Origin of the sequence: Bifidobacterium indicum (genome assembly GCF_036987015.1) — a bacterium.
GTDB lineage: Bacteria > Actinomycetota > Actinomycetes > Actinomycetales > Bifidobacteriaceae > Bombiscardovia > Bombiscardovia indica.
On record NZ_BTXM01000002.1, the window covers coordinates 72,933 to 98,859 of the forward strand.

General features: G+C 63.4%; 16 protein-coding genes and 1 pseudogene. 4 read left to right on the plus strand and 13 right to left on the minus strand.

Annotated elements, in window-relative coordinates; genetic code table 11:
* The first annotated feature begins 219 nt into the window (after nucleotides 1-219).
* On the plus strand, nucleotides 220-2,658 hold the full coding sequence (locus tag AACP59_RS07040; protein WP_339350489.1) for a KUP/HAK/KT family potassium transporter: 2,439 nt from the start codon (nucleotides 220-222) through the stop codon (nucleotides 2,656-2,658).
* 246 nt (nucleotides 2,659-2,904) lie between these two features.
* On the plus strand, nucleotides 2,905-4,371 hold the full coding sequence (gene gnd, locus AACP59_RS07045; protein ID WP_339350490.1) for an NADP-dependent phosphogluconate dehydrogenase: 1,467 nt from the start codon (nucleotides 2,905-2,907) through the stop codon (nucleotides 4,369-4,371).
* Nucleotides 4,372-4,540: 169 nt separating this feature from the next.
* Here the strand turns inward: gnd (AACP59_RS07045) and gnd (AACP59_RS07050) are convergent, their stop codons facing one another.
* The 3 genes from gnd (AACP59_RS07050) to AACP59_RS07060 form a co-directional block, all read right to left on the minus strand.
* A complete protein-coding gene (gnd, locus tag AACP59_RS07050; RefSeq protein ID WP_297316724.1) occupies nucleotides 4,541-5,419 on the minus strand; it encodes a phosphogluconate dehydrogenase (NAD(+)-dependent, decarboxylating) in 879 nt (292 codons plus the stop codon).
* Nucleotides 5,420-5,523: 104 nt separating this feature from the next.
* Nucleotides 5,524-6,198: a gluconokinase gene (locus tag AACP59_RS07055; protein WP_339352931.1), complete on the minus strand. Its 675-nt coding sequence runs from the start codon at nucleotides 6,196-6,198 to the stop codon at nucleotides 5,524-5,526.
* Between the two features lie 36 nt (nucleotides 6,199-6,234).
* On the minus strand, nucleotides 6,235-7,680 hold the full coding sequence (locus tag AACP59_RS07060; protein WP_339350495.1) for a GntP family permease: 1,446 nt from the start codon (nucleotides 7,678-7,680) through the stop codon (nucleotides 6,235-6,237).
* 274 nt (nucleotides 7,681-7,954) lie between these two features.
* On the opposite strand from AACP59_RS07060, the gene AACP59_RS07065 reads away from it, so the two are divergent.
* Complete coding sequence (locus AACP59_RS07065) at nucleotides 7,955-8,611, plus strand: FadR/GntR family transcriptional regulator (protein WP_339350497.1); 657 nt, start codon at nucleotides 7,955-7,957, stop codon at nucleotides 8,609-8,611.
* Nucleotides 8,612-9,098: 487 nt separating this feature from the next.
* Here the strand turns inward: AACP59_RS07065 and AACP59_RS07070 are convergent, their stop codons facing one another.
* The 6 genes and pseudogenes from AACP59_RS07070 to zwf all read right to left on the minus strand — a co-directional run bounded on the left by AACP59_RS07070 (nucleotide 9,099) and on the right by zwf (nucleotide 20,019).
* Nucleotides 9,099-9,401, minus strand: coding sequence for a hypothetical protein (locus AACP59_RS07070; RefSeq protein WP_339350499.1), 303 nt, complete (start codon nucleotides 9,399-9,401; stop codon nucleotides 9,099-9,101).
* 190 nt (nucleotides 9,402-9,591) lie between these two features.
* Nucleotides 9,592-15,393: pseudogene (locus tag AACP59_RS07075) on the minus strand (RCC1 domain-containing protein); the annotation flags it as partial.
* Nucleotides 15,394-15,414: 21 nt separating this feature from the next.
* Complete coding sequence (locus AACP59_RS07080; protein WP_339352933.1) at nucleotides 15,415-15,933, minus strand: InlB B-repeat-containing protein; 519 nt, start codon at nucleotides 15,931-15,933, stop codon at nucleotides 15,415-15,417.
* Between the two features lie 565 nt (nucleotides 15,934-16,498).
* On the minus strand, nucleotides 16,499-17,290 hold the full coding sequence (gene pgl / locus AACP59_RS07085; protein WP_339350505.1) for a 6-phosphogluconolactonase: 792 nt from the start codon (nucleotides 17,288-17,290) through the stop codon (nucleotides 16,499-16,501).
* Nucleotides 17,291-17,368: 78 nt separating this feature from the next.
* Nucleotides 17,369-18,418 (minus strand): glucose-6-phosphate dehydrogenase assembly protein OpcA, encoded by a 1,050-nt coding sequence (locus tag AACP59_RS07090; RefSeq protein ID WP_339350507.1) that lies wholly within the window; start codon nucleotides 18,416-18,418, stop codon nucleotides 17,369-17,371.
* Complete coding sequence (gene zwf / locus AACP59_RS07095) at nucleotides 18,415-20,019, minus strand: glucose-6-phosphate dehydrogenase (protein WP_370465992.1); 1,605 nt, start codon at nucleotides 20,017-20,019, stop codon at nucleotides 18,415-18,417. The genes AACP59_RS07090 and zwf overlap by 4 nt, the downstream gene beginning before the upstream one ends.
* Before the next feature lie 118 nt (nucleotides 20,020-20,137).
* On the opposite strand from zwf, the gene AACP59_RS07100 reads away from it, so the two are divergent.
* The gene (locus AACP59_RS07100; protein WP_339350511.1) at nucleotides 20,138-20,830 is read left to right on the plus strand and encodes an HD domain-containing protein; all 693 of its coding nucleotides are present in this window, start codon (nucleotides 20,138-20,140) and stop codon (nucleotides 20,828-20,830) included.
* Nucleotides 20,831-20,960: 130 nt separating this feature from the next.
* Here the strand turns inward: AACP59_RS07100 and AACP59_RS07105 are convergent, their stop codons facing one another.
* The 4 genes from AACP59_RS07105 to AACP59_RS07120 form a co-directional block, all read right to left on the minus strand.
* Nucleotides 20,961-21,977 (minus strand): hypothetical protein, encoded by a 1,017-nt coding sequence (locus AACP59_RS07105; protein WP_339350512.1) that lies wholly within the window; start codon nucleotides 21,975-21,977, stop codon nucleotides 20,961-20,963.
* Between the two features lie 28 nt (nucleotides 21,978-22,005).
* Nucleotides 22,006-22,974, minus strand: a complete 969-nt coding sequence (locus AACP59_RS07110; RefSeq protein WP_297316714.1) for an ATP-binding cassette domain-containing protein — start codon at nucleotides 22,972-22,974, stop codon at nucleotides 22,006-22,008.
* Complete coding sequence (locus AACP59_RS07115; RefSeq protein WP_297316713.1) at nucleotides 22,971-24,209, minus strand: ABC transporter permease; 1,239 nt, start codon at nucleotides 24,207-24,209, stop codon at nucleotides 22,971-22,973. Before AACP59_RS07115 ends, AACP59_RS07110 begins: the two co-directional genes overlap by 4 nt.
* 254 nt (nucleotides 24,210-24,463) lie before the next feature.
* Nucleotides 24,464-25,891: a DHA2 family efflux MFS transporter permease subunit gene (locus AACP59_RS07120; RefSeq protein WP_339350514.1), complete on the minus strand. Its 1,428-nt coding sequence runs from the start codon at nucleotides 25,889-25,891 to the stop codon at nucleotides 24,464-24,466.
* Nucleotides 25,892-25,927 lie beyond the last annotated feature (36 nt).

Below are 25,927 nucleotides of genomic sequence, written 5' to 3' on the forward strand. Positions count from 1 at the left end.
GACTCGGACAGGGGTGAGCGCCTGCGGCCGGACACGGGGCCTTGCGTTCGGGCATCGGGATCAGGCCCTGAGGAAAACCTGCAGGAAACGGATTAAAACCGTCGTTGCGGTTGTACCAGAAGGGGCAAAAGGTGCTACGGTAGTCGTCGCGGTATACGCGGGAAGCTCGGTGCTGCCTGCGTGCATTAGAGGAGAAGGCTTTGGCCTATGGAGGGCTGTATGGCTAGTGAGCGGCATGAAATGTCGACCGAGGATGGAGCCGAGGGGGTTGAAGAGACCCCCATCTTATCCGAGTCGTCCGAGTCCGACGGTCGGTCGGAGCGGACGATAAGGAGGGAGGAGTCCGGGGATTCGACATCCCGCAGGCCTTCCAAGGTCGTCAAGAAGGTCAGGGCGACCAAGACATCCAAGACCGGCAAGGCCGTCAGGACCGGCGGCAGCCGACAGGCGGTCGAACAGGAATCCATCCTTCCGCCCGAGAGCTTTACCCGGGCCCCCAGGATTTCGGCCAAGGCCCGCACCCGCGAGGAGGAGAACGAACTCAAACGCGCCCGCCGCGAGGCCCAGCGTGCAGCCGTACGCCAGCGGAACCCGCCGCGAGGCCCCCTGGGTCGCTGGTGGCGCAAGATCCAGTCCTCCCCGGACAGGATCAGCCTGGGCATGTGCATCGTGGCCCTGGGCGTGGTCTACGGCGATATAGGAACCTCCCCCCTCTACACCTTCCAGACCTTCGTGTCCGGGCAGGGCGGCATCGGCAAGGTGGACCGCCCCGCCGTCCTGGGCATGCTCTCCCTGGTCTTCTGGTCCATCACCCTGATCACCACGGTCAAGTACGTCCTGGTGGCCATGCGGATCGACAACAAGGGTGAGGGCGGCATCTTCGCCCTCTACACCCTGGTGCGGCGCTACGGCAAGTGGCTGGCCATCCCCGCCATGCTGGGCGGCGCCGCCTTCCTGGCCGATTCGGTCCTGACCCCGGCGGTCTCCATATCGTCGGCAGTCGAAGGTCTGAAGACCATACCCGTCCTGGAACCCGTCTTCAAGGAGAACGGGAACCTGACCATGGTCATCACCTTCGTGATCATCCTTATCCTCTTCGCCGTCCAGTCCCGCGGAACGGAACGGATCGGTAAGGTCTTCGGCAGCGTGGTCATGGTCTGGTTCGCCTTCCTGGCCGTGATCGGCATCTACTGCATCGGTGGGGACTGGTCCATCTTCGAGGCCCTGAACCCGGTCTATGGCATCCGCTTCCTCTTCAGCCCCCGGAACCCGGTGGGCCTGACCATCATGGGCACGGTCTTCCTCTCGACCACGGGAGCCGAGGCCCTCTACTCCGACATGGGCCATGTGGGCCGTGGCAACATCTACGCCACCTGGCCTTTCATCAACATCGCCCTGGTCTTCAACTACTTCGGACAGGGCGCCTGGCTACTGCGCAACACGACCAACCCGGCCCTGCAGGGGGTCACCGGGCTCAACCCCTTCTTCCAGATGATGCCCACCACGGTGCGTTACGTGGCCGTCATCCTCTCGGTCACCGCCGGTGTCATCGCCTCCCAGGCCCTGATAACCGGGGCCTTCACGATGGTCTCCGAGGCCACAGGTCTGAACTGGATGCCCCACCTCCAGGTGCGTTACCCGGCCCGGACCCGCGGACAGCTCTACATCCCGACCGTCAACTGGGTGCTTTGCGCAGCCACTCTGACCGTCCTGGTCCTCTTCAAGGATTCCGAGCACATCTCAGCCGCCTACGGCCTGGCCCTGACCGTGACCATGATCACGACGACCGTCCTCCTGGCCGACTACCTCTGGCACGACCGGAAGCGGATCGGTTCCATCGTCTTCGCCGTGGTCTTCCTGGCCATCCAGATCCTCTTCTTCCTGGCCTCCATGGCCAAGTTCATGCACGGCGGCTGGTTCACCATGCTCCTGACCGCAGCCATCCTCTACATCATGTACACCTGGGACCAGGGAACCAAGGTGGAGCGCTCGCAGCGACGGCACATGGCCGCCAAGGAGTGCCTGCCCGCCCTGGAGATGCTCCACAACGACTTCCGCATCCCCTACTTCGCCGACAACCTGGTCTACCTGACCTCGGATGCCGAGATGCGCCGCCTGGATACGGACATCTTCTTCTCGATCTTCGCCAACCATCCCAAGCGTGCCCGGGCCTGGTGGGCGGTGTCGGTCCAGACCACCGACGCCCCCTACACCCGTAAGTATTCAGTCGAGAACTTCGGGACCAATTACCTCTTCCGGGTGAGGATGAAGCTGGGTTTCAAGGTGGATCAGAACGTGGCCACCTACCTGCACCAGATCATGCACGAACTGATCGATAGTGGGGAACTGCCCAAGCAGCCCTCGATCTATCCCAAGGTGGACGAGGATCCGCAGATCGGTACGATCACCTACGTTCTGGTTCACAAGGCCCTGATGCCCGAGTCCAAGATCGACTCCCGTGGCGCCCTCTCCCTCAAGGTCAAGTACGCCATCAGGAAGCTGGCCGGATCGCCCATCAAGTGGTTTGGTCTGGCCCCCTACAACCCGATCGTCGAGGTTCAGCCCCTCTTCGTCTCGACGCGTTCGGTACCCAAGCTGACCAGGGTCATGCTGCCTCCGCGCAAGGTCAAGCCTCCGAAGCATCCCAAAGCCCAGTAGCACGGGGAGTGAGCACAGGCACGGCCAGGTCCGGCCAGGCGTTGACCACCATGCCGGGGAGACCTTGCCGGCTCGGGAATGGTGGCCTTTGGCGGCCTGGTACGACTTGCGGGTGGGCGATTGGACCCCCGACACGGCTGCCCCGGTATGGAAGCAAGCCCACCCAAATCGGCATTGAGCCATAGAATTGGCCTGGTGAAAACCTAGACCCGGTCATGCCCGGGCGGTCGTTCGAAAGGTGAAGTGATGACAGAAGCTCAAGCAAATATCGGAGTCGTGGGCCTGGCCGCCATGGGTGCCAGCCTGTCCAGGAACCTGGCCCGGCACGGCAACACCGTGGCCGTCTACAACCGGCACTACTCCCGTACAGAGACGCTGATCCAGGAGCACGGGGATGAGGGGAGGTTCGTTCCCGCCAGGACCCTGCAGGAGTTCGTCGGTTCCCTGACCAGGCCCCGCACGGCCATCATCATGGTCAAGGCCGGCGACCCGACCGACCAGATGATCAATGACCTGGCCGATCTGATGGAGCCTGGCGATATCATCGTCGATGCCGGCAATGCCTACTTCAAGGACACCATCCGCCGCGAGAAGGCCATCAGGGCCCGGGGTCTGCACTTCGTGGGCTGCGGCGTTTCCGGCGGCGAGGAGGGCGCCCTTCTGGGACCCTCCATGATGCCTGGTGGAACCGATGAATCCTGGCGGACCCTGGGGCCGATCCTCAAGTCCATAGCGGCCCAGGCCGAGGGGGAGCCCTGTGTGACCCATATCGGCACCGACGGCGCAGGCCACTTCGTCAAGATGGTCCATAACGGCATCGAGTACTCCGACATGCAGGTCATCGCCGAGTCCTACGACCTTATGCGCCGCGGCCTGGGCATGGAACCCGAGCAGATCGCCGACGTCTTCGAGAAGTGGAACCAGGGCGACCTGAACTCCTACCTGGTGCAGATCACGGCCGAGGTGCTGCACCACACCGACTCCGCCACCGGCAGGCCCTTCATCGACATCGTGACCGACCAGGCCGGTATGAAGGGCACCGGCACCTGGACCGTGCAGACAGCCTTGGACCTGGCTGTGCCGGTCACCGGCATAGGCGAGGCCGTCTTCGCCCGGGGGCTCTCCTCCTCCGCCGACCTGCGCCGGGAGGCCGCCCGGAAGGGTCTGAACGGCCCCGAACCCCAGGCCATCCTGAGTGACCTGGCCGCCGATCCCGACCAGCGCAAGGCCTTCATCGAGGACGTGCGCCAGGCCCTCTACGCCTCCAAGATCGTGGCCTATGCCCAGGGCTTCAATGAGATGCAGGAAGGTGCCAACGTCTACGGATGGAAACTCGACATGGGTGCCATCGCCCGCATCTGGCGCGGCGGTTGCATCATCCGGGCCAAGTTCCTGAACAGGATCTCCGATGCCTACGGTTCCGGCGAGGAATTCGGCTCCCTCCTCTTCGACCCCTTCTTCAAGCAGGCCGTCGAGGGTGCCCAGGATTCCTGGCGCCGCGTGGTGGTCCGCGCCACCCAGGCCGGCATTCCCATCCCGGTCTTCGCCAGCTCCCTCTCCTACTATGACGGCCCGCGTTCGAGGCGCCTGCCTGCAGCCCTGATCCAGGGCCAGCGCGACCTCTTCGGTGCCCACACCTATGGGCGCGTGGACCAGCCCGGTGTCTTCCACACCCTCTGGGCCGGAGACAAGTCCGAGATCAAGCAGGACTGATTCCCCACCCCTGCCACAACGAAGGCCTGCCCGCAGAGACGCGGACACACTCCGTCGATGGGTTGACAGCGCTGGTGCCCCGAACCGACCCGGTCCGGGGCACCAGCATTATTGGTCTGATCTGTGGGCTACGCATGGGACCCATCCGGTACACGGTAATTGTCGGAGGCTACTCCTTGACGATGGGGTGGCCGCCGAAGGCGCTGCGCAGGGCCGAGACCACCTTCATGGTCATGGGGTCCTGAATCTGCGAGGACTGGCGGGCGTAGAGGGCCGAGGTGATGGCCGGGGTCGGTACCCCCAATTCCAGGGCATCCCCGATCATCCACCTGGCTTCCCCGGTTTCCTCGGCTGTGCCGGCGATGTGGGTCAGGTGGGGGTCCTGCTGGAGGGACTCGGCCAGGAGGTCCAGGAGCCAGGACTGGATGACCGACCCCTTCCGCCAGGACTGGACCACCTCACCGGGTTCCTCGATCAGATCGGAGGCCTCCAGGACGGCGTACCCCTCGGCCATGGACTGCATCATGCCGTACTCGATGCCGTTATGGACCATCTTGGCATAGTGGCCGGCACCGGTGCCGCCGGCGTGGACCAGGCCGAACTCGCCTTCGGGCTTGAGGGTGTCGAGAACGGGCTGGATTCGGGCCACGTCCTCATCGGACCCGCCCACCATCAGGGCGTAGCCGTTCTCCTTGCCCCAGATGCCGTTGGAGGTGCCCACGTCGACCAGGCCGATTCCCTTGGCCCCCAAAGCCTTCGCATGCTCTTGGTCCTGGGCGAAGCGGGTGTTTCCCCCGTCGATCACCAGGTCGCCGCTGTCCATCAGATCGCCCAGCTGGTTCAGTGTGGACTCGACGGGCTTGCCCGCCGGTACCATGACCCAGATGGCACGTGGGGCCTCCAGGGCGTCGATCAGGGCCTTGAGACTGTCCACGTCTCTGCCTGAATCCGGGGAGATGTCGTATCCGACGACCTGGTGGCCACCCGCGCGCAGGCGGTCGGCCATGTTCCTGCCCATGCGGCCCAGGCCGATCATTCCGATTTTCATAATGCTGTTCCTTTCTGCTGATTGGCAAGGGACGTCTACTCGCCGGTATCGACGCGGTTGCTCTGCCGTATGGCCGGTCTCCCCTGGTTTCTTGAGATCGCTGCTCATCGCTGCCGGGATTTCCGAGCCGCCTGGCGGGCGCGCTCGGCCCTGACCTGCTCCGTGTGGGTCTCGACATCGCATTGCAGTCCCAGGGTGTCGATGACCTCCTCGGCCTCGATTTCGGGGGCCATGCGCAGCCCCACGTCGATGGTCAGGTGGATCTCGTCCTTGCCCAGAGGTTCCAGGGTCTCGAACTGCGACTTGAGCATCTGGGGCTTCATGAAGTGCCCCTGGCGGTGTGAGAGCCGTTCCATGATGGAGTCGTAGTCCCCGCTCAGATGGATGAAGACTACGCCCGGCATCCGGATCCTGTCACGATAGGACCGCTTCAGGGCGGAGCAGGTGACGGTGCCGGGCACCTTCCTCTCCATGTGGTCCTGGATCCAAGCGTGGATCTTGTCGAGCCAGGGCCAGCGATCATCGTCGTTCAGTGGAATCCCATGGGCCATCTTGTCGATATTGGCCCGGGGATGGAAGTCATCGGCCTCGGCCATGTCCCAGCCCAGTTTCTCGCTCAGGTGGGTGTTCATCGTGGTCTTGCCGCAACCGGAAACCCACATGATGACAAGGATCGGCGTGTGGTCCTTGAAATAATCCGGGGGAACCGTGTTTTCCACGGCCGAGGGGATCGAGTGCTCGTCGAACCCCTCGGCGTTCGTTGAGAGTGTGTCTACCATATGTGTCCTTTCAATGGTTGGGTGAGGGGCTGGAGCTCAGCCGGCGATGGGGATGAAGATGCTGGCGATCATGACCAGGACCAGGACCACCACCGAGAGGAGGCACTCCAGAACCGACCAGGTCTTCAGGGTCTCGCCCACGCTCAGACCGAAGTATTCCTTGATAAGCCAGAAGCCGGCGTCGTTCAGGTGGGAGAGGAATATGGACCCGGCACCGATGGCGATCACCAGGAGGGTGGTGGCCATCGGGGTGGCATGCATCATGGTCATGGCGTTGCTGAGTATGCCGGCCGTGGTCAGGATGGAGACGGTGGCCGAGCCGGTGGCGACACGGACGAAGACCGCGATCAGCCAGCCCAACAGGAAGATGGAGATGCTTGAGGTCTCCACGAAGTTGCCGATGATCTTGCCGATGCCCGTGGCGACCAGGACTCCTTTGAAGCCCCCACCTGCGCCGACGATCAGGAGGATGCCGGCCACTGCGGGTAGGGATGCGCCCAGGGAATCGTTGACGGTCTTCCAGGAAATACCGGAGGCGGCCTTGAGTACCAGCATGGAAACGATCAGGGCGATGGCCAGGGCCATGACGGGGTTGCCGATGAAGTTGATGGTCTGGGCGAATCCGTCCGTGCGGTCCTTGAATCCGGGCAGGGCGATTTCGAAGATCGAAGTGAGGAGCATGAGGACGGCGGGAAGAAGGATGCAGCAGACGGAAATGCCGAATGAGGGAAGTCTGGTCTCCTCCTTGCCGGCTTCATCGCTTTTGACCACGAAGTCGGCAGGTGCCTCGACCGGGACCCACCGGGCGGCCACCCGGGAGAAGAGGGGGCCGACCAGGACCAGGGTGATCAGGGCGAAGGGGATGCCGAACATCATGGTCAACCCCACATTGCCGGTTTCCTTGAACTGGCTCAGGGCGGCCAGCGGGCCGGGATGGGGTGGCACGCAGGCGTGCATGATCGACAGGCCCGCCAGGGTGGGAATCGCAACGCGCATCAGTGGCAGTTTGGTGCGTTGGGCCACCAGGATGATGACCGGCACCAGGATGACCAGGCCTACCTCGAAGAACATGGGGAGGCCGATCAGCGCTCCTATCAGGGCCATGATCCAGGGTATGGAGGCTGCGGAGGATTTGGATACCAGGGTGTTGACCACCTGGTCGGTGGCGCCGGTATCCATGAGCACCTTGCCGATCATGGCACCCAGGCCTATCAGGATGCCCACTGATCCCATGGTGTTGCCGAACTCGCCGGTGAAACTGGTCAGCGTTGCCATGGGTCCATAGCCTGACCCGATGCCTACCACCAGTCCGGCCGCCAGGAGGGATACGAAGGGATGGAGTTTGACGACGGTCACCAGGAATATGAGCACCACCAGGCTGAAGATCAGACTGATGCCCAATTGTGTGGTGTTGAGCTTGGCGGTCTCGCCGGCGGCGACCAGGACCCGCTCGGTGGTTGCCAGGTGCAACATGGTTTGCATTGCTGCCTCTTCTCTGAGGAATCGGGCGAATCCGGTCTCCCGGATTCGTTTTTTTTTTATTTTGCATGACATAATATCGACCGAATGACATTATGTATGTTTTAACTGCTACAAGTGTACACACCCTGTGGACGGCGACGCCGCCGCCACGATTTCATTATGGCAGGTTTCACCTGTATTTCCAGTCTGAGACACCTCGCCGGGAATGATTGGTAGAGTGAGTTTCATGGGAACGGAACCGTCGTTGCATGACAGGCTGCTGGATCAATGGGGTATGGATATCATCAGCGGCGATATAGCCGAGGGGGAGCGTCTGCCCGCTCCCGCCCCGGGTCGGGAGCTTCCCTCCCGAACGGTTACCAGAGAAGTGACCCGTGTCCTCGAATCCATGCGACTGGTCACTGTAAAACGTAAGGTGGGAGCCGTCGTCAACCCGCCCCGGGTCTGGAACATCTACGACCCTATGGTCATCGAATGGAGACTGCGCGGTCCGGACCGGGAGGGCACGCTCCACGAACTCTCGGAGCTACGGGGAAGTGTGGAGCCCACAGCGGCCCGACTCGCGGCCGCCAGGGCCAAGCCGGAACAATGGGCCGCCCTGACCCAGGCCGCCATTGACATGGTGGCCCACGCCAACCAGGCGAATGAGTCCGACTACCTCCAAGCTGACGAGTGTTTTCATAGGACCCTTCTGGAATCATCCGGCAACGCCATGTTCGCTGCTCTTGGTGATGTGGTGGCCTCTGTCCTGGCCGGACGTACCCGTCATGAACTCATGCCACGCCGGGCCAATGAGCAGGCGCTGAGACTCCACGGCGACGTGGCGGCCCTGATACGCCAGGGTGACGGTGATGGTGCGCGCAGGGCCATGGAGCGTATCGTCGACGAATCCGACCAGGCCATTCATATCATGACTCGCTCGCAGGAGTAAGTCGTCGGCAGGGAAGGATGGCATGGTCGCCGATCCGTAACGATTGGTATGGTGCCAGGATCGCCAACCGCCCATATGCGTCTCTGAGCATGCGCCCAGATGGGTCCGACACGGCTTTGACCGGCCGTGGGGGAAGGAGGGTTGCCGCAACAGGGTGCGCAGGGCCATTCCGACCGCTGTTCGGCACCTGGTTTTCCGATTGATTCTGCATCCGCGCGCCAGATAAGGAGACCGTTTGGGTGCATGCTTTCAAGGCGGTAGGGCTCTCCCCCGATTGAAGGATAAGAAAGAAGGCAGCCCGCCAAGGGGAAAATACTGGCGGAGCTGCCTCCCGGTCGGGAAGCGGGGGAGCTTCCCTTCTCATGGCCGCTTACTCGAGAGAAATCCTGAATAACAGGATGAATTCGTGGAACCGCGGATTCGCGGTGACGCCGTGCTGCTGATACGGCACATTGCCCTTCCTCACCACATATCCATCCTGATCACCTCATGCCTCCGGCTGCGTTCGATGTTTGCGTTGGGCGGCGATGGCCGCCATGGTCAGAAGACCGATCAGCAGGAGGAGTATGATTCCCCCTCTACCGGCATTCGGCAGTATCCCGTAACGCTCGAAGGTATAGACGTTGCCGGTGTCCGTGGTCTGTGGCTCCTCGGCCAGTGTCCATTCGATGCCGACGGGAACCTGGCCGACTTCGTGGCTGGGGGTGATTGCCTGCCAGGTCCCGTCCGGTTGCCGGCCATTAATCGTTCCGTCGCTATCACCGAAGGTAAGTCGGGTGGGAATGCCCATGGGCGGGATGGCGATACGGGTGGCCAGCACCAGATCGGTGTTGTCGGAACCGGTTCCGTTCTGCCGGGTGTTGTTCCAGCCGAATCCATAGGCTATTCCATCCGAGCCGATGGCCAGGCTGTGGTTGTCGCCGGCGCTGATGCTCCCGGCCTTGAGCCCCTGACTGGCATCGTTGGGGTCCCTGGCCGTGGGAGTCGTCCCCCCAGCCGTAAACCACCTGGTCGTTGCCGATGGCCAGGCTGTGGTTGTCGCCGGCCGCCACCCGCTTGTAGGCGAAGCTGCCGGATGCACCCCGTGGGAGGGCGACTTGAACGGGTACGGGCTCGTCGTCCCCGTCGGATTTGACCTGGCCGCTCCCGTTCGATCCCCAAGCCCAGGCCCTTCCATCCTGGTCCAGGGCCAGGGAGTGGGACGATCCGGCGCTGATCTGGATGTATACGGGGCTTTTGCTCATGCCTGATGGCACTGCCAGCGGTTTCGGTACCTTGCTTTCGCTGCTTCCGTCACCAAGACCGAGTCTCCCGTTGGCATCGGATCCCCAAGCGTATACCTTCCGGTCGTTGCCGATGGCCAGATTGTGCTCGCTTCCAGCGCTGATCTGGACATAGGAGAAACCGGATGGGGCTTCACCGGGCTTGGCTACCCGGATCGGAGTCGGGGAACTGTATGTCCTTCCATCGCCCAGTCCGCCCGTGACGGATCCCCAGGCATAGACATTCCCGTCGTTGCCCAGAGCCAGGGTATGCCTACCGCCCACGGCCACCTGAGTGAATCTGAAGTCTGGGTTTACATCTGATGGAAGAACCACCTTGACGGGGTTTGCCGAGGTGTCGGATGTACCGTCCCCCAGGCCTGTGGTGTTGGTGCCCCAGGCATAGACCATCCCATCGGATCCCAGGCCCATGCTCATCGTGGTGCCTGCGGCGGCCTGCAGCCAGGTGAACCCGGGTGCGGACCCTCTCGGAGTTGAGATTGCAACGGGTTCGTTTCGATTGGTTCGCGTGCCGTCCCCAAGTTGGCCGGAGCTGTTGTCGCCCCAACCGTAGGCTTTCCCGTCACTGCCGATAGCGAGTGAATATCCGGCACCGGCGCTGACCTGTGCCAGACGCATGTTGCCGGTTGATGGTGGGGTGAGGGTCACGGTGTCGCCGCCGGTATAGATGCCATGTGTGGGGGTGAGGGTCCATTTGGCGTTTGCGGGGCTCCACCTGGCTTTCAGGGTGAGGCTTTCCTGGATGGGTTGGTTGAAGTCATAGGCGGCGCTACCGTTGAACCATCCGTCGAATCGTTGACCTGGTTTGGTGGGGTCGGCAGGCCGGATGACGGTGGTGTCCTCGTCCGCGGTCTGCGATGGCGGCGTAGGCGAACCCCCGTCGGCATCGTAGGTGATGGTGTAGCGGTTAGGGGTATAGGTGAAGTCGAGAGCGGCGTCGGGTTGGGTGAGACCGTTCCGATTCCAGTGGATGATGAGGGGGACCATGCCGGGTCGATGCCGTCTGGGTGGCGCGATGACGGTCCAGGTGCCGTCGGCCTGTCGGGAGGGATCGGCTCCCGGTGTTCCGTCGAAATCGACGGAAATGATTTGCAGGTCGGGGTAGTCGATGGTGACAGGTGTGGTGCTGCCGGCGGTGGTGTCATCGCCGAGTTGGCCGTGGGCGTTGTCACCCCAGGCATGCGGGGTGCCGTGAATGTCGATGGCGAGGGTATGCCCGGTGCCATCGGCGGTACGGACCCAGGTGGCATCGGGGGCGGGTGGATCGACGATGACTGGCGTGGTCGTGTCGGCGTGGCTGCCGAGTTGACCGTGGGTGTTGTCGCCCCAGGCGTACATGCGGCCGTTGTCGGCGATGGCGTGGGATACGTGGCCGCCGGCGGAGATCGTGGTGATGGTGATTGCTGTGGGCAGTTCGGGTTTGATGGGTCTGCCGGTGTCGGTACCGCTGCCGTCGCCGAGTTGGCCGTGCTGGTCGGAGCCGAACGTGTAGGGAGTGTCGGTGTCGGTGTCGGAGCCGATGACGAGGGTGTGGTCGGTGCCGGCCGTGACATACAGCCAGGTGAAGGCGGGGGATGTGCCGGTCGGGGCCTGCACCTGGGTTGGGGTGCCGGTGGCGCCGCCGGTGTTTCCGTCGCCGAGTTGGCCATGGGTGTTGTCGCCCCAGGCGTACATGTGGCCGTTGTTGGCGATGGCGAGGGTGTGGCTGCCGCCGGCCCGGACCTGTGTGTAGACCATCCATGAAGGGGTGGCTGGCGGCATGGCCCGTACGGTTGGGGTGCCGGTGGCGCCGCCGGTGTTTCCGTCGCCGAGTTGGCCATGGGTGTCGTCCCCCCAGGTCCATGCCCTGCCCTGGGTGTCAAGGGCGATCATATGGGCGGTGCCTGCGCTGATCTGGGTGAACCTGCTGTCGCCCGTGTCTACCTGTCGGGGTGTGGGGTCGTCGCCGCCGGTGTTTCCGTGGCCGAGTTGGCCGTGCCCGTTGTCGCCCCAGGTCCAGATGTGACCGTCGGTGTCGAGGGCGGCGGAGTATCCGTCGCCGGCGGTGGATTGGGTGAATCGGACACCATCAGGGGTGGGAACGCTGGTGGGGGTGGAGTGTTTAGCCCGGGTGGGGTCGCCGAGTTGGCCGTGGGTGTTGTCACCCCATGCATACAGAAGACCGTCACTGGATACGGCCAGAGAGTGGGTGTCTCCGGCGCTGATGCCGGCCAGGCGAGTGTTGGTCGCGTCGTCGGGTGCGGTCAGGGTCAGACTTGTGCCTCCGGATGTGAGACCAGAGGCCGGAGAACGGGTCCAGGAACCCGGTCGGCTCCATCTGGCAGTGATGGTCGTGTCGCTGGTGACGGGCTGGGTGAAGTCATAGGCCGCGTTGCCCTGGAACCAACCGTCGAACCTGTAACCGGCGCGTTGCGGGTCGGCTGCCGGCCGGATCGCCTGCCCCCAGTCATCCACGTCATGGCTGGTGACCGGGACGCCGTTGGCCGGGTCGAACCGGACCCGGTGGCTGACTGTGAGATACGTGTAGGGAAGGGTAACCGTGCCGGAGTCCAGGTCCCGTCGGGACCAGGAGACTTTTACATCCACCGGGCCCGGCGTGTGCGCCGGCGGGCGCACCTTCCAGGAGCCGTCAGGGTTCCTGACCGGCACGATCATCGAAGGCGTTCCGTCGAAGGTGACTGAGGACACCGTCAAGGGCCATGGGAACCATACGCTTTCCGGTTTCGGATTTGCGGGTGGTGTCTCTGTGTTGTTGGCGTTGACGCTGTTGTTGCCGAGCTGGCCACGGTCATTTCGGCCAAAACCGTAGACGTTGCCGTCCGATCCGATGACCAGCATGTGCCAGTGGTTGCTGCCGATGGTGAGACCGATGTAGGTGAAGTCGCTCGGTGTCCCGTCAGGTTTGGGTATGCGTGTGGGTGTGGCTACGCCCGTGCTGCTACCGTTGGTGGTGGTGGTGCCGAGTTGACCGTATAGGTTGTTTCCCCACGCCCAGGCTCCCGTGTCCGTGATGGCGGTGGAAAAGTCCCAGCTTGCATTGATGTCGACGACACCGGACAGGCCTGGTACCCGTCCTGGGCGGGCACGTTCTCCGCTGCGTCCGAGCTCCTTGTAATTATTGCCTCCCCATGTATAGACGTTGCCGTCGGTGGCTATGCCCATGGACACGTACGCTCCGGCACTGATTGTGGTGAACTTCAGGTCGGTGCTGACCGGGCCTGGCTTGTTGACAGGGTAGGCGTCGCTGGGGTCCCGCCCCAATATGCCGTAGTAGTCACTGAGGGTGTTGGTTTCATAGCGGCCCCAGGTCCAGGCGGTGCCGTCGGCGGCCAGGGCCATGGAATCCCGGTCGCCTGCACTTATCGCGGTGAAGGTGGTTCCAGCGGGCATGTCAACTTTCCTGGGGGTGATGTCATTCATGCCCGGACGACCGAGCTGGCTGTCCTTGTTCCATCCCCAGGTCCAGACGTTGCCGTCGCGGTCCAGGGCCATGGAATGGATGTTGCCGGCGCTGATGGCGATGAACTGAACACCAGGAGGAGTGGAGGCAAGACCCGGTGTCGGATAGTATCCATCCATAGAGCCGCGTCCCAGACGTCCGGCTTCGTTGTTGCCCCAGGTCCAGATTCTGCCGTCGCGGTCCAGGGCCATGGAATACCACCCGCCGTTGGAGACATGGGTGAACTTCACGCCATTGGGCATCCTGACCATCACCGGGGTGGCTCGATCCGCCGAGGTGTCCCCTTTGGATTGTCCTTTTTCGCCGTTTCCCAGCTGGCCGCAATCGTTTCTTCCCCATGCGTAGGCGTTTCCGTCGCTGCCTAATGCCAAGGAATGAAACTGTCCTGAGGACACCTGGGAAAAGGCAATGCGGCTCGGGGGATCGATGCGCACATCGTTGCCACCGGTCCGCGGACCCGACGTGGGATGGATCGACCACTGGTTTTTGTATGTCCACCTAGCGGTCAGTGTGGTGGGCCCATTGATGGGCTTGCTGAAGTCGTAGGCGACATTTCCCTTGAACCAGCCGTCGAATGTCCAATCCGTCTCGCTCGGATCGTCTGGGCGCTGGATGGTGTCTCCTACGGCGACCTGCTGGCTGGGGATGGGGGTGCCATGCTCCGATTGGAAAGTGACGGCGGCCGCGGCACCGGTGTAGGTGAACCTCTGGCTGTTGTCCTCGGATTGGCTTGCACCGGTGGTGTCGGTGGACTGGATGGTGAGGGTGACGGTGCCCAGATGGTGTCTAGGGGAGACCACGTGCCATCCGTCGGCTTGCTTGTTGATGTCGCCGATGTTATGGCTGTCGCCGAAAAGGACGGAGGTTATCCGCCGGTCGGTCGACCGCCAGACCATGCCTGGCTTCGGATTGGCTGCCGCGGATCCGCCTGTTGCGGTGTTGGTGGTATTGGTGCCTAGTTGTCCATAGTCGTTGCGGCCCATGCTGTAGGCGTTCCCGTCAGACCCGATGACCAGCATGTGCAGGCTGGTGTTGCCCCTGGTGAGACCGGTGTAGGTGAAGGTGGCGGGTGTTCCATCAGGGTTCGGCACGCGGGTGGGGATGGACGTGTCGGTGGTGGTGCCCAGTTGGCCGTAGTCGTTGCTCCCCCAAGCCCAGGTACCGGTGTCGGTGATGGCGGTGGAGTAGTTCCAGCCGGCGTTGATGTCGGCTGCACCGGTCAGTCCGGGTACCTGCCCTGCCCTGGTCGTGTCGCCGGTGCGTCCCAGTTGTTTGGATCCGTTGCCGCCCCAGGTGAATATGGCGTGGTCGTTCGTGATGGCCATGGAATGGGTGTATCCGGCGGTGATCGTGGTGAATTTTCGGTCGGTGTCGACCTGGCCGGGCCTGTTGGCGGGGGTGGCATCGGTAGGTGTGCGGCCCAGTACGCCGTAGAAATCATCTCTTGTGCCGCCGTTGTCTCCCCAGGTCCAGGCGGTGCCGTCGGCTGCCAGGGCCATGGAATGGTAAACACCGGCGCTGATTGCCGTGAAGACGGTTCCTTCCGGTGCGGTCACTTTCGCCGGCGTGTTGTCGCTTGCCTTGCTGCCGTATGGAGGACGGCCGAGCTGACCGTTAAAGTTGATGCCCCAGGTCCAGATGTTGCCGTTGGTGTCCAGGGCCATGGAATGCAGATTTCCGGCGCTGATAGCCTTGAAGGCCGTGCCTGATGGGATGTCAGCCAGGCCGGGTGTGGTGTAGGAGGTGTTGATGGAGCCGCGGCCCAGTCGTCCGCCATCGTTGAATCCCCAGGTCCATATCCTGCCGTCGCGGTCCAGGGCCATGGAATACCAACCACCTGCGGACACCCGGGTGAATTTCACGCCCGCGGGCATGGACACCGGTACTGGAGTCGTTCTGCTCGTTGTGGTCCCATCGCCCAGTTGGCCGCATTCGTTCATTCCCCATGCATAGGCGTTCCCGTCACTGCCCAATGCCAGGGAATGGTACTGGCCCGTGGTTACCTGAGCAAGTCGAACCGGATCCCTGGGCGAATTCACCGTTACGTCAGTGCCGCCCTGTCATGGTCCGTTCGTGGGGCTGGTTGCCCACTGCCCCCATCTGGCCTTCAGCGTTATATCGTTGGTGACGGGCTTGGAGAAGTCGTAGGCGACATCACCCTGGAACCAGCCGTCGAACGTCCAGCCTGGGCGCGATGGGTCGTCGTGCGGCCAGGAGGCTATCCCGCCGTCGGCCACGGTTTGCGGGGCGGGCATGCCCGTGGTGCCCTCATCCGATATGAATTGGACGGCGTGGGTACCTACGGCCTTCGGCGACGGGCCAGAAGGCTGTGCCGAAGTGGGCTGCCGAGTGGTGGCCAGAGGATTCGGCGTCGCCAGGGGTGAAGGATGGTTCCCTGCTTCCGGCCGGGGGTTCGCAGGCTGACGAGATGGAGTCGATTTGGTGGCTTGTGGGGATGGATGCTCGAATGGTGTTGTGGTGGGGGAGGGCGAGGAATCGCTATCTAGTTCGAGGTCTGACGACCTTAAAGCTGGAGTTTTTTTCCCCCCCCCCCCCCCCTGCTTTGAGACCCCATCGATGTATCGGTGTCTGGTTGCCCGGCACTGGCGGTATGTGCTTCTGTCATGAGGCCCAGGCCCATGGCCGCGAGCACGGCGAGGACGCTGATAATGGGACGTGCGATACGTCTAGATACAACATGCATGAAAGATGCCTCCCCAACAGGCTGCCCTTCCGAAACCTCTTCGGACCTGATTTTTTCATCCCCATGAACAATCAGGAGTGGACAGTACTTTCGATATAGTATTCGGTACTATGACACATCCTTCCTGTCTCGTTGGATATTTCCGGCGGAAGGGGGTTCCTGTATCCACGGTCTGAAGAAGAGCGGAACTGATATCTGGGAGTCGAGTGAGACGGGTCGCTTCAGGGGGAACGGAATTTGGCGGCCATCCCGAAGCCGGTATCGATCGGGCCTGCCAAATCCGCGTAGCGTAACGGGGGCGTCACTTTCATCCAGTGCCGCAGACGTGTATACGGTCGGCCGAATCATGGCCGGTGTTCAGGATGGCCTTACAAGCGGATACCGAAGCTGATGAGTCACCAGGACAGCATGCCGACGATTGCTCTTCGCTGGTTGGAATTTCAGCCAAGCAGGCCTGCGGCATCCTCGTCAAGCAGCCATAAGGTCTGTTCGGTACCCCTGGCGAATGAGGAGGGGACGTGGGGGTTGTCCACTCCCCCCAGTGCCTCCTTCACGGCCTCGGCCTTTTCACGGGTGGAGGTGAAGAGCCAGACCTTGGGGGTACGGCGAATGAACGGGGTGGTCATGGTCACTCGCAACGGGGGAAGCTTGGGCGAATGGTCGATGCCTGCAACCAGCTTGGTTTCGTCGTTGATCAGCACCTCGGGGCGGTCGGGGAAGAGTGATGCGTAGTGCCCATCCGGCCCTACGCCGAAAACCGCCAGGTCCATGTGGCCATTGGGGCCGATCCCTCGAATGATCTCATCCTGGTAGGTCCGTGCAGCCTGGGCCAGTGCTTGTGCGTCATCGGCTTCGTTCGCCGTTGCAATCTGCTCGGGGGTACGAATATCGGCCGGCATTTCATGAACATGGTCCGCAGGGAGCTCACCATCGTCAACGAGCCTGCCGAACCATGCATCCCGGGCTTGCTTGGCGTTGCGCTCAGGGTCGTCCGGGCTCACGAATCTCTCGTCACTCCACCACAGATGGACTCGTTTCCAGTCGAGGTCGGCGGCAAGATCACTGGTACCCATGAGTGTATAGATATCCGCCGCATCCATCCCACCGGTCAGAGCCAGATCCGCCCGCTCCTGACGTGCCAGGATGTCCCCCAACTCGATCAGTATCCGTGCGGCGGTGGTCTTGTTGAGCAGGCTTGTAGTGGCATAGCGGATGATTGTACGCTCGGTCATGGCATCTCCTTCGTGGCGGTGGTGTCTATCATACTTGCACTCCTGCGTCTCCGTTCACTCCCGGCACCGAACCGGCCGTCACCTGGTGCACCGGTTATGGACCATCGGCCAGCCCCTGCTGATGACATCCTGATAGACCTCATCAGGATCAAGGCGTCCCATTTCCTCGCTCATACAGTCGACGGCCGTTCGCAAAGGCATGGAAATGGTCTGACTGGCCTGGCCAGGCTGGTTTATTCTGGCCTGATCGGCCCTGTGGCGTTCCATGCTCATGGTTCCGTCACCACGTGTGAAGTACACCCCGGTGATGGCCTGGGCCCGTGGATCACGCTCGACCGTGACCGGCACCTCAAGCTTCAGAGCCAGCCAGGAAGCCAGAAGCTCCAAGGGCAGGAAGTGTGCCTGGCCGGTCACCCGCACCGAGGTTACGGGCAGATGTGGCGGTTGGTCGATGATGGAGGCGAGTAAGGCCCGCCAGATTGTGGTTCTTGTCCAGGAAAGGTCCACGTCGGCAGCGCCCGAATGCTCCAGGAGGGAGGCGAAAGCGATTTCCGGGTCATCGGCTTCCATGGCATCGGTGATCCGGCTGGTGGCCATGGCGCCGATCAGGTCCTTGGATGGGGCCTTGGGTGCGTTGGCTGGCCACCAGACCACTAGGGGGGCATCCGGCACCAGTAGCGGGATGACCAGGGCATCGGAATGGTCCAGGAGGGCCGGAACCGGTCTCAGCACTATTACCTCGCCGGCTCCCGCATCCGATCCGAAACGGATTTCGGCATCCAGAGTGTGATCCCCGCCAGGTCTGGCGGTCTTATAGGAGATGCAGCGATCGTCGGGGTCGAGCGTTCGGTCTGATTCGGCAGGGGTGCTTCCTGAGGTTCCGGGTCTGTCGGATTTCTCGTCGGTGTTCGTATGCTTATCGGCGTCGGTCACTATGGCGATGACCCGGCAGGGGTGCTCCCTGCTGGCGGCGTTGATGGTCTCCAGGGCTCCCTCCAGGTGGGCGTCCCCGGTGATGATGACCAGGGTCAACACACGACCCTGGGCCGCCTCCCCTCGCTCCACATGCAGTTCGTCGATCTCACGGGCGATGGCGGAGGTGGTGGTGTTGTTCAACCTGACGATCATGGCATCCTCCAATGGTGTCCGTCACGGGCAAGCATTCGGTCGGCCTCTTCGGGCCCCCAGGTGCCGGCCCGGTATGGTTGAGGTCGGCCTTGTTCCGTCCAGAACTCCTCTATCGGGTCCAGGATCCTCCACGAGAGATTGACCTCCTCCGTGGTCGGGAAGAGGGGTGGGTCCCCCAGAAGGACATCGAGGATCAACCGCTCGTAGGCTTCGGGTGAGGCTTCAGTGAAGGAGCGCCCATATGAGAAGTCCATGTTCACATCGCGAACCTCCATGGCCGAGCCTGGTGTCTTGGCCCCGAAGCGTAGGGTCACGCCCTCGTCGGGCTGGACGCGAATCACGATCGCGTTGGCACCCAACTCCCGGGTGGCTGTGGCCTCGAAGGGGAGGTGGGGGGCTCGCTTGAACACGACGGCGATTTCGCTCACACGTTTACCCAGACGCTTGCCGGTGCGCAGATAGAAGGGAACGCCCGCCCAGCGCCGTGTGTCCACATCGAGGCGGATGGCCGCGTAGGTCTCGGTGGTGGAATCAGGACTGATGCCGTCCTCGTCCAGGTAGCCCACCACATGTTGGGAGCCCTGCCAGCCGGCGGCGTACTGGCCCCGGGCCGTGTGGGCGGCCAGATCCTTGGGCAGCCGGATGGCCGAAAGCACCTTGGTCTTCTCGGCCGTCAGGTCGCTGGCCGCGAAGGAGACGGGCTCCTCCATGGCGGTCAGGGCCATCAGCTGCAGGAGGTGGTTCTGGATCACGTCGCGGGCGGCGCCGATCCCGTCGTAGTAGCCGGCCCTGCCGCCGATGCCCATGTCCTCGGCCATGGTGATCTGCACGTGTGATACGTAGTTGGAGTTCCAGACCGGCTCGAACATCATGTTGGCGAAGCGCAGGGCCAACAGGTTCTGTACGGTCTCCTTGCCCAGGTAGTGGTCGATTCGGAAGACGGAGTCCGGCTCGAAGACCTCCGAGACCACCCGGTCCAGCTCCTTGGCCGAGGCCAGGTCGCGGCCGAAGGGCTTCTCGATGATGACCCTGCGCCAGGCCCCCTCGGTGGAGTGGGAGAGACCGGACTCGGCAAGCTGGCGGGCCACAATGGGGAAGGCCCTGGGCGGCACCGACATGTAGAAGGCGTGGTTGCCGCGGGTGCCCCTCACCCGGTCCAGTTCGGAGACCGTTGCCGAGAGGCGCCGGAAGGCCTCGGCATCATCGAAGGTGCCCTTGACGAACCGCATGCCCTGGCTGAGATGCCGCCAGGTGGACTCGTTGAAGGGGGTGCGGCAGTGGGCCCTGACGTTCTCCTCGGCGAAGGAGGCGAAGGCCTGGTCGTCCCAGTCGCGCCGGCCGAACCCGATCAGGCCGAAGCTGGCTGGCAGGAGCCCCCTGTTGGCCAGGTCGTAGACGGCCGGCAGGAGCTTCTTCTTGGCCAGGTCGCCGGTGACTCCGAAGATGACCAGCGAGCTGGGGCCGGCGATACGGGGCATGCGCAGATCGCGCGGATCCAGCAGGGGATTGTGCCAGGGGCCCTGTTCGGCCGGCCTTGCATCGGTGGATTCGGGACCGTCCGCGGGGCGCCGGTTGGGTGTTGTAGCCATAGTGCTCCTCATGAAATATGTAGTCACCAGTTTAGTATTTGCCCCTCCGAGAATAAGGACATGTCCGTGAATGCGGCACAAGAGTCGGTAATGTCACATTTCCCGACCGGCCTCTCCCTACAATGGTCCTATGATTCCGAATGTCGAAACGGCGGAGGCCCTGCACCGCAAGGTCGCCCCCTCCCAGGCCGCCTATGATCTGATTCATACCCATTGCGTCATAATCTCCACCATCGCGGTGGGGATCGTAGACCGGGTGAACGCTCTCTTCCTCCGGCAATGCACCCTGCCCCAGGACGCCCCGGAGCGTGATCCCTCGCATGGTGGGGGCAGCATTCCGCCACGCCTCCTCAACCGTGACCTGGTCCGGGTCGGGGCCCTCCTGCATGACATCGGCACCTATCTGATCCTCAAGGATGACGGTGCCCAGGGCCGCCCCCTGACCTTCCAGGGCGAGCGCTACATCCGGCATGGCCTGGAGGGATACCGTCTCCTCCTGGACGAGGGGGTCGACGAGTCCGTGGCCCAGTTCGCCCGGAACCACACCGGGGTGGGGCTGACCCGCCAGCAGGTGGAGGAGGAGCACCTGAACCTCCCGCCCGATGACTATGTCCCGGTCAACCTGGAGCAGGAGGTGGTCATGTATGCGGACAAGTTCCACAGCAAGCGCCAGCCCCCGATCTTCGTCTCCGAGGCCACGGCGGCCAGGCGCACGGCCAGGTACGGCCCGGCCAACCTCAAGCGCTGGCGGGACCTGGTCGCCAGGTACGGGGTGCCCGACCTCCAGCCCCTGGCAGACCACTACGGCATGGAGATCGTCTGAGGCTGGCCGACTGTTGGCCGTGACGCCCCAGGGCAGAACCCCTCACCCAGGTCTTCGGGACCGGGGTGAGGGGTTCCCTGCTTTCCGAGGATGGGTGAAGGGTCGTGATGCCGTCCATGCCTGCCTTGGTTCACCTGTGGTTCCAGTAGGACCGGTAACGGTTGCGGAATTGGCTGACCATCCAGGAATCAGGGCGGTAAGGGGCCATACGGGAGTCGGGCCCAGGAGGCTCCATCCGCCCGTCGGATGCCGAGGGTGCCTGCATGGATGGTGCAACCCCGTTCAGTCCGGGTGCCCGACCTCTCGCGATGGCAGCCAGGAACCCCTCCATGCCGTCCTGGCCATAGTCATAGGGGGAGCAGCACCAGGCGGGGTTGGCTTCGAGGACGATCGGGTGCATTCGTCCATGGATTGCGCCTGGCGCCGTCGGATTCAGGAAGGCCAGATCCAGGCAGACGGCGTCGATGCCACCCCGGTCGGCGGCGATCACCGCGGTCCGTTCGGCCGACGTCCGCAGGCTCTGATCGAAGGTGGCCCCGTCGAAGACCGTGATGATGTCACGGCCCTCCGGCCCTGCGTGGCGGCAGTACCCGCTGGAGGCCACGGCCCGGCCGTCCAGCACCACCACCCGCCACTCCTGGTCGATGCCGTCTACATGTCGGCTGATCTGAATCAAGGAATCGTCGGGAGCCGGGGCCAGGTCGCCCTGGAGCTGATCCAGACTGCGCCGGGCTGCCCGGAACTCCGGCACCCGGCCACCGGCCACCTGGGACCAGGGGTCGATACCCAGGCTGTCAGGCGGTTCCCGCCACAGACGAATCTCCCCGACCCTGGACACCATGACGTCCCGGCCCAGGAGGTCCTTGTCCAGGAGGGTCAGCCAGTCGGCCGGCGGGGCCATAAGCTCCAGGGGAGGGTGCCCCAGGGATTCCAGCCAGGCGTTCCGGGCTATCAGCAGCCCGGGGTCGATCCAGAGGGCATCGCCCTGGTCCAGGTCGGGCGTAGGTGCCAGGCCGTCATGCCAGACTAGGTTCCAGGTGGTGTCGGAGGGGAGGGCCTGGAGCATGGTCTGGGCGATCCACCGGTCGTGCGATACGACATGGCAGGTGGCGGTCCCGCCGCCGCGCGGACCTGAGGCAGGGCGCACTGGGGGTGAGCCGGGTCCCGCCATGGGCTCAGTCGACGATGAAGCGGTCGTCGTAGGTGCCCTCATCGGCCGTGTCCAGACTGTCGGAGGTGATGAGGATCACCGCGCAGTCGTTCCGGCGTGAGACCTTCCTCAGGGTGGCCAGGAGGGTGTCCCAGTCGCCGGGCTCCAGGCCGTCGGTCGGCTCGTCGGCGATGAGCACGTCGCACTCGCAGCACAGGGCCCGGGCCACGGAGGCCAGGCGGTAGTTCAGTCCGTCCAGCTCCTTGGCGGGCTTGGCCTGGAGCCTGTCGGGGAAACCGACCCTGTCGAGCATGCGCCGGGCCAGGTTGTCCTTGGGGCCCAGGAAGGTCCTTCCGCTGGCATCCATGGTGTAGACCAGGTTCTCCACGGCGGTCAGGTCGTTGCGCAGGGCATCGGTGCCGAAGATGGCGCCGATCTGGTGGCCGCGGTAGTCCGCGGCCTCAAGCTGGCGCAGGTCGGTGCCACGGAAGAGCACCGACCCCTCGGTGGGGGCTCGCAGACCGGTCATCAGGGCCATCAGGGCGGCCTGCCTGGCGGGTGACTTGGTCACGACCGAGTAGAGTCGGCGCAGCTGGAAGTCAATGTTCACGTCGTCCAGGATCAGCTCGGTCTGTCCTTTGACCTTCCGCGAGAATTCCACGTGCTTCAGGGAGAGCACCGGGTAGCCGCCAGGCACCAGGACGGACTCGTCCACCTGGCCCAGGAGGGTGTCCTCGGGCTCGTCTCCCTCTTCGTCCTCGTCCGGGGTCTCCTGCTCGATGACCACATCGAAGGTCATCTCCTCCTCAACCTCGTCGGAGTCCTTGGGCCCGCCGTCCTCCTCTTGGGACTGCTCGGCGGCATCTGCGTCCGGGGAGACCTTGGTGTCGGTATCAGTGTTGGTGTCGGCGTTCTGCCCGGTGTTCGACTCCTTCTGGTGTCCGGCCTCGTGCTCCTCGTCCGGATCGTCATGGTCATGCTTCTGGTCGCTCATGCCTGTTCCTCCAGATCGTTGGTGTACAGCTGCGAGGTTCTGAATACAGCCACCCGAATGGCTGCGGCCAGGGCCATGACCGCGCAGACGGCCAGGCCGATCAGGGCCATTCGCCAGACCAGGCTGATGTCGGACGAGACGGCCAGCTTGCCCAGGTCGAAGCGGGCCCGGATCAGGGGCCTGCTGATCAGGGTTCCCAGACCCAGGCCCAGCACCATGCCCGGCAGGGAGAGCAGGAGGGTCTCCAGGGCGAACTGCCAGCCCAGGCGGACCTTGTGGATGCCGATGGTCATGGCCATCCCGATCTCGTTGCCGCGTGGCTTCAGCATCAGGGCCAGACAGGCCAGGAGGACCAGGCCGCCCAGAACGGAAACAAGGATGATGGCCATCCGGGCCTGATCGGCGGCCTGGTGCACGGGCTGCATCTTCTGCTCGTAGCGGGCCAGACTGGGCGAGGAGATGTCGTACTTGGACTCCTTCAGCCCGTTCTTCCGCATGGACATGGTGAATTTCCGGTAGTCCGAAGGGGAGGAGAGCACGAAGGCCACATTGAGCTCATGCCCCTTGGATCCGGGCTTGCTGGCCGTATCCAGCTCCAGGTTGGCGAAGACCGGGTAGCCGGTATATATGGTGTCGTAGGCGGTTGCGGGTTGGGACTGCCGGGTGTAACTGTAGATGCCGCCCACCTTGACCTGGGTGGTCATGTCGGTCTTGAAGGGGTTGACCAGGGTCACCCTGTCGCCCACCTTGACCGTGTTGGCCTGGGCGGTCTTCTCGGATATGAGGACCGACTGGACCCCGGAGGAGTCCTGTGAGTTGTAGTCGATCCCCTTGCCCTTGTCCACCGTGAAGGTGCCGTAGGGCAGGCTGGGTTCGGCGTCCTTGCTCGAGATTCCCTGAAGGGAGAAGTCTCCATTGGTGGTGAGCCCCTGCACGTTTATCTGCGAGGTCTCGGTGAAATAGGCCTTGTACTGCAGGCCGGTGGTCTGGAGCTGCTGGGCGTACTTGGAGTATTCCTCCCAGCCCAGGGGCTTGGCCTTGGACTCCTTTCTCGGGGTGATGACAGCATCGGCCGTCTGGGCCTCGTAGCCGCTGGTCCGGGCCGTGCGGTCGATCTTGACCACAGTGGCTCCGACCAGGGTCAGGGCCGTCACGACCAGGCAGGCCAGGAAAAAGACGAGGCTGCGGGCCAGATGCCGCCTGATGGTGAGCCAGGCGTTCTTGAGAACGAACATTGCACCCTTCCTGATTAGCATCCCGGGCGCGGTCGGGTCGACCGCCCTGGTTCCGAATCGGCCCACAGGTCGGGGCGGCCAGAAGTCCGATTCACCATAATCCAGTCTAGCGAAAGACGGTGCCAAGAGTAGGTGGTCAATCATGGAGGAAACTGGACGTCGACTGAATGAAGTCGGGCGCCCGGCCCCTGACCGGGAATTGTTTCCCGCAGGAACCGGGCGCCCGAGAGACGGACGGAGATCAGGCCCGGATGTCAGGTCTCCTGCTCGTCGGCGTGCGAGAACCTGCGCACCTTCAGGGAGATGACCAGGGCGATGACGATCAGGACGATCGTGAACCAGATGCCGAAGTGGGTCCCGTTGGTGAAGGCCGCGGCCTTGTCATCGGTTCCGGCCTGGGCCTCGCCGATGGCCAGTAGAGAGGTGGCCACTGCGGTCGCCACCGCACCGACGATCTGCTGCATGGTGTTGATGATGGTGCTGCCGTCGCCGGACTGGGCCCCGGTCAGTGAGTTCAGGGCGTAGGTCTGGGCGGGCGACATGGCCAGGGGGCAGCCGATCATCAGGATGATGTGGGCCGCCACCACGAAGATGGCCGGGGTGTGCTGGGTGGCGAAGAGGAGCATGACCCCGCCGATCAGGGCCACGATGAAGCCGGTCCTGACTGGGATCCTCGCCCCGAACCCGTCATAGAGCCTGCCGGCGAAGGCCGAGACCAGGGCGTTGATGGCGCCGCCGGGCAGCATCAGGATGCCGGTCATGGCCACGGGCAGGAGGAGTCCGCGCTGGAGGAACTGGGGCAGGATGTACATGGACGAAAGAATGACCGCGAAGTCCAGCATGACCAGGGCGGCGCCGTACCGGAAGGCCGGGATGGAGAAGATCCGCAGGTTCAGTACGGGGTGCTCAAGTCCCAGCTGACGGCGGATATAGAGGACCAGGGCGATGACCGCCACGACCAGGATCGCCAGGGTGATCGGGGAACCCCAACCATACTTGCTGGCCAGGCTGACGCCCGCGACCAGGCCGCCGAAGCCGATGATCGACTCCAGGATGGAGAGGATGTCGGGCTTCTGCCGGGTGATGGTCCCGACATTCTTCAGGAAGAAGATGGCGAAGACCAGGGCGATGACCAGGAATGGGGTGAAGAGCCAGAAGATCCAGTGCCAGGTGAACCTGCCCAGGATCAGACCGGTCAGGGTAGGGCCGATGGCCGGTGCGAACATGATGACCAGGGCGCACATGCCCATGACCGTGCCCAGCTTGGCCGGAGGGAAGATCAGCATAGCCACGGTGAACATGAGCGGCAGGATCAGACCCGTGCCGACCCCCTGGATCAGTCTGCCGGTCAGGAGGACGGCGAAGTCGGGGGCCATGGCCGAGATGACCGAGCCGACCAGGAAGGCGGCAAGGCCGAAGATGACGGTCTGGCGGGTGGTGAACCACTTGGAGATCAGGCTGGAGAAGGGCAGGACGATGCCGATGACCAACATATAGCCGGTGACCAGCCACTGGACCGTGGCTCCGGGTATCTTCAGGCTCTCCATCAGGTTGGGTAGGGCGATGTTGAGGGAGGTTTCACTCAACATGCCCACGAAAGCGCCGATCATCAGTGCTGCGATGGCGGGCCAGGGGTGGTCGACCTGGACCCTGGATCGTGTCGGGGCTGCAGGTTTGGACATCTCTTCCAAAATACTCTTCTCCTTCTCGAGACAAAC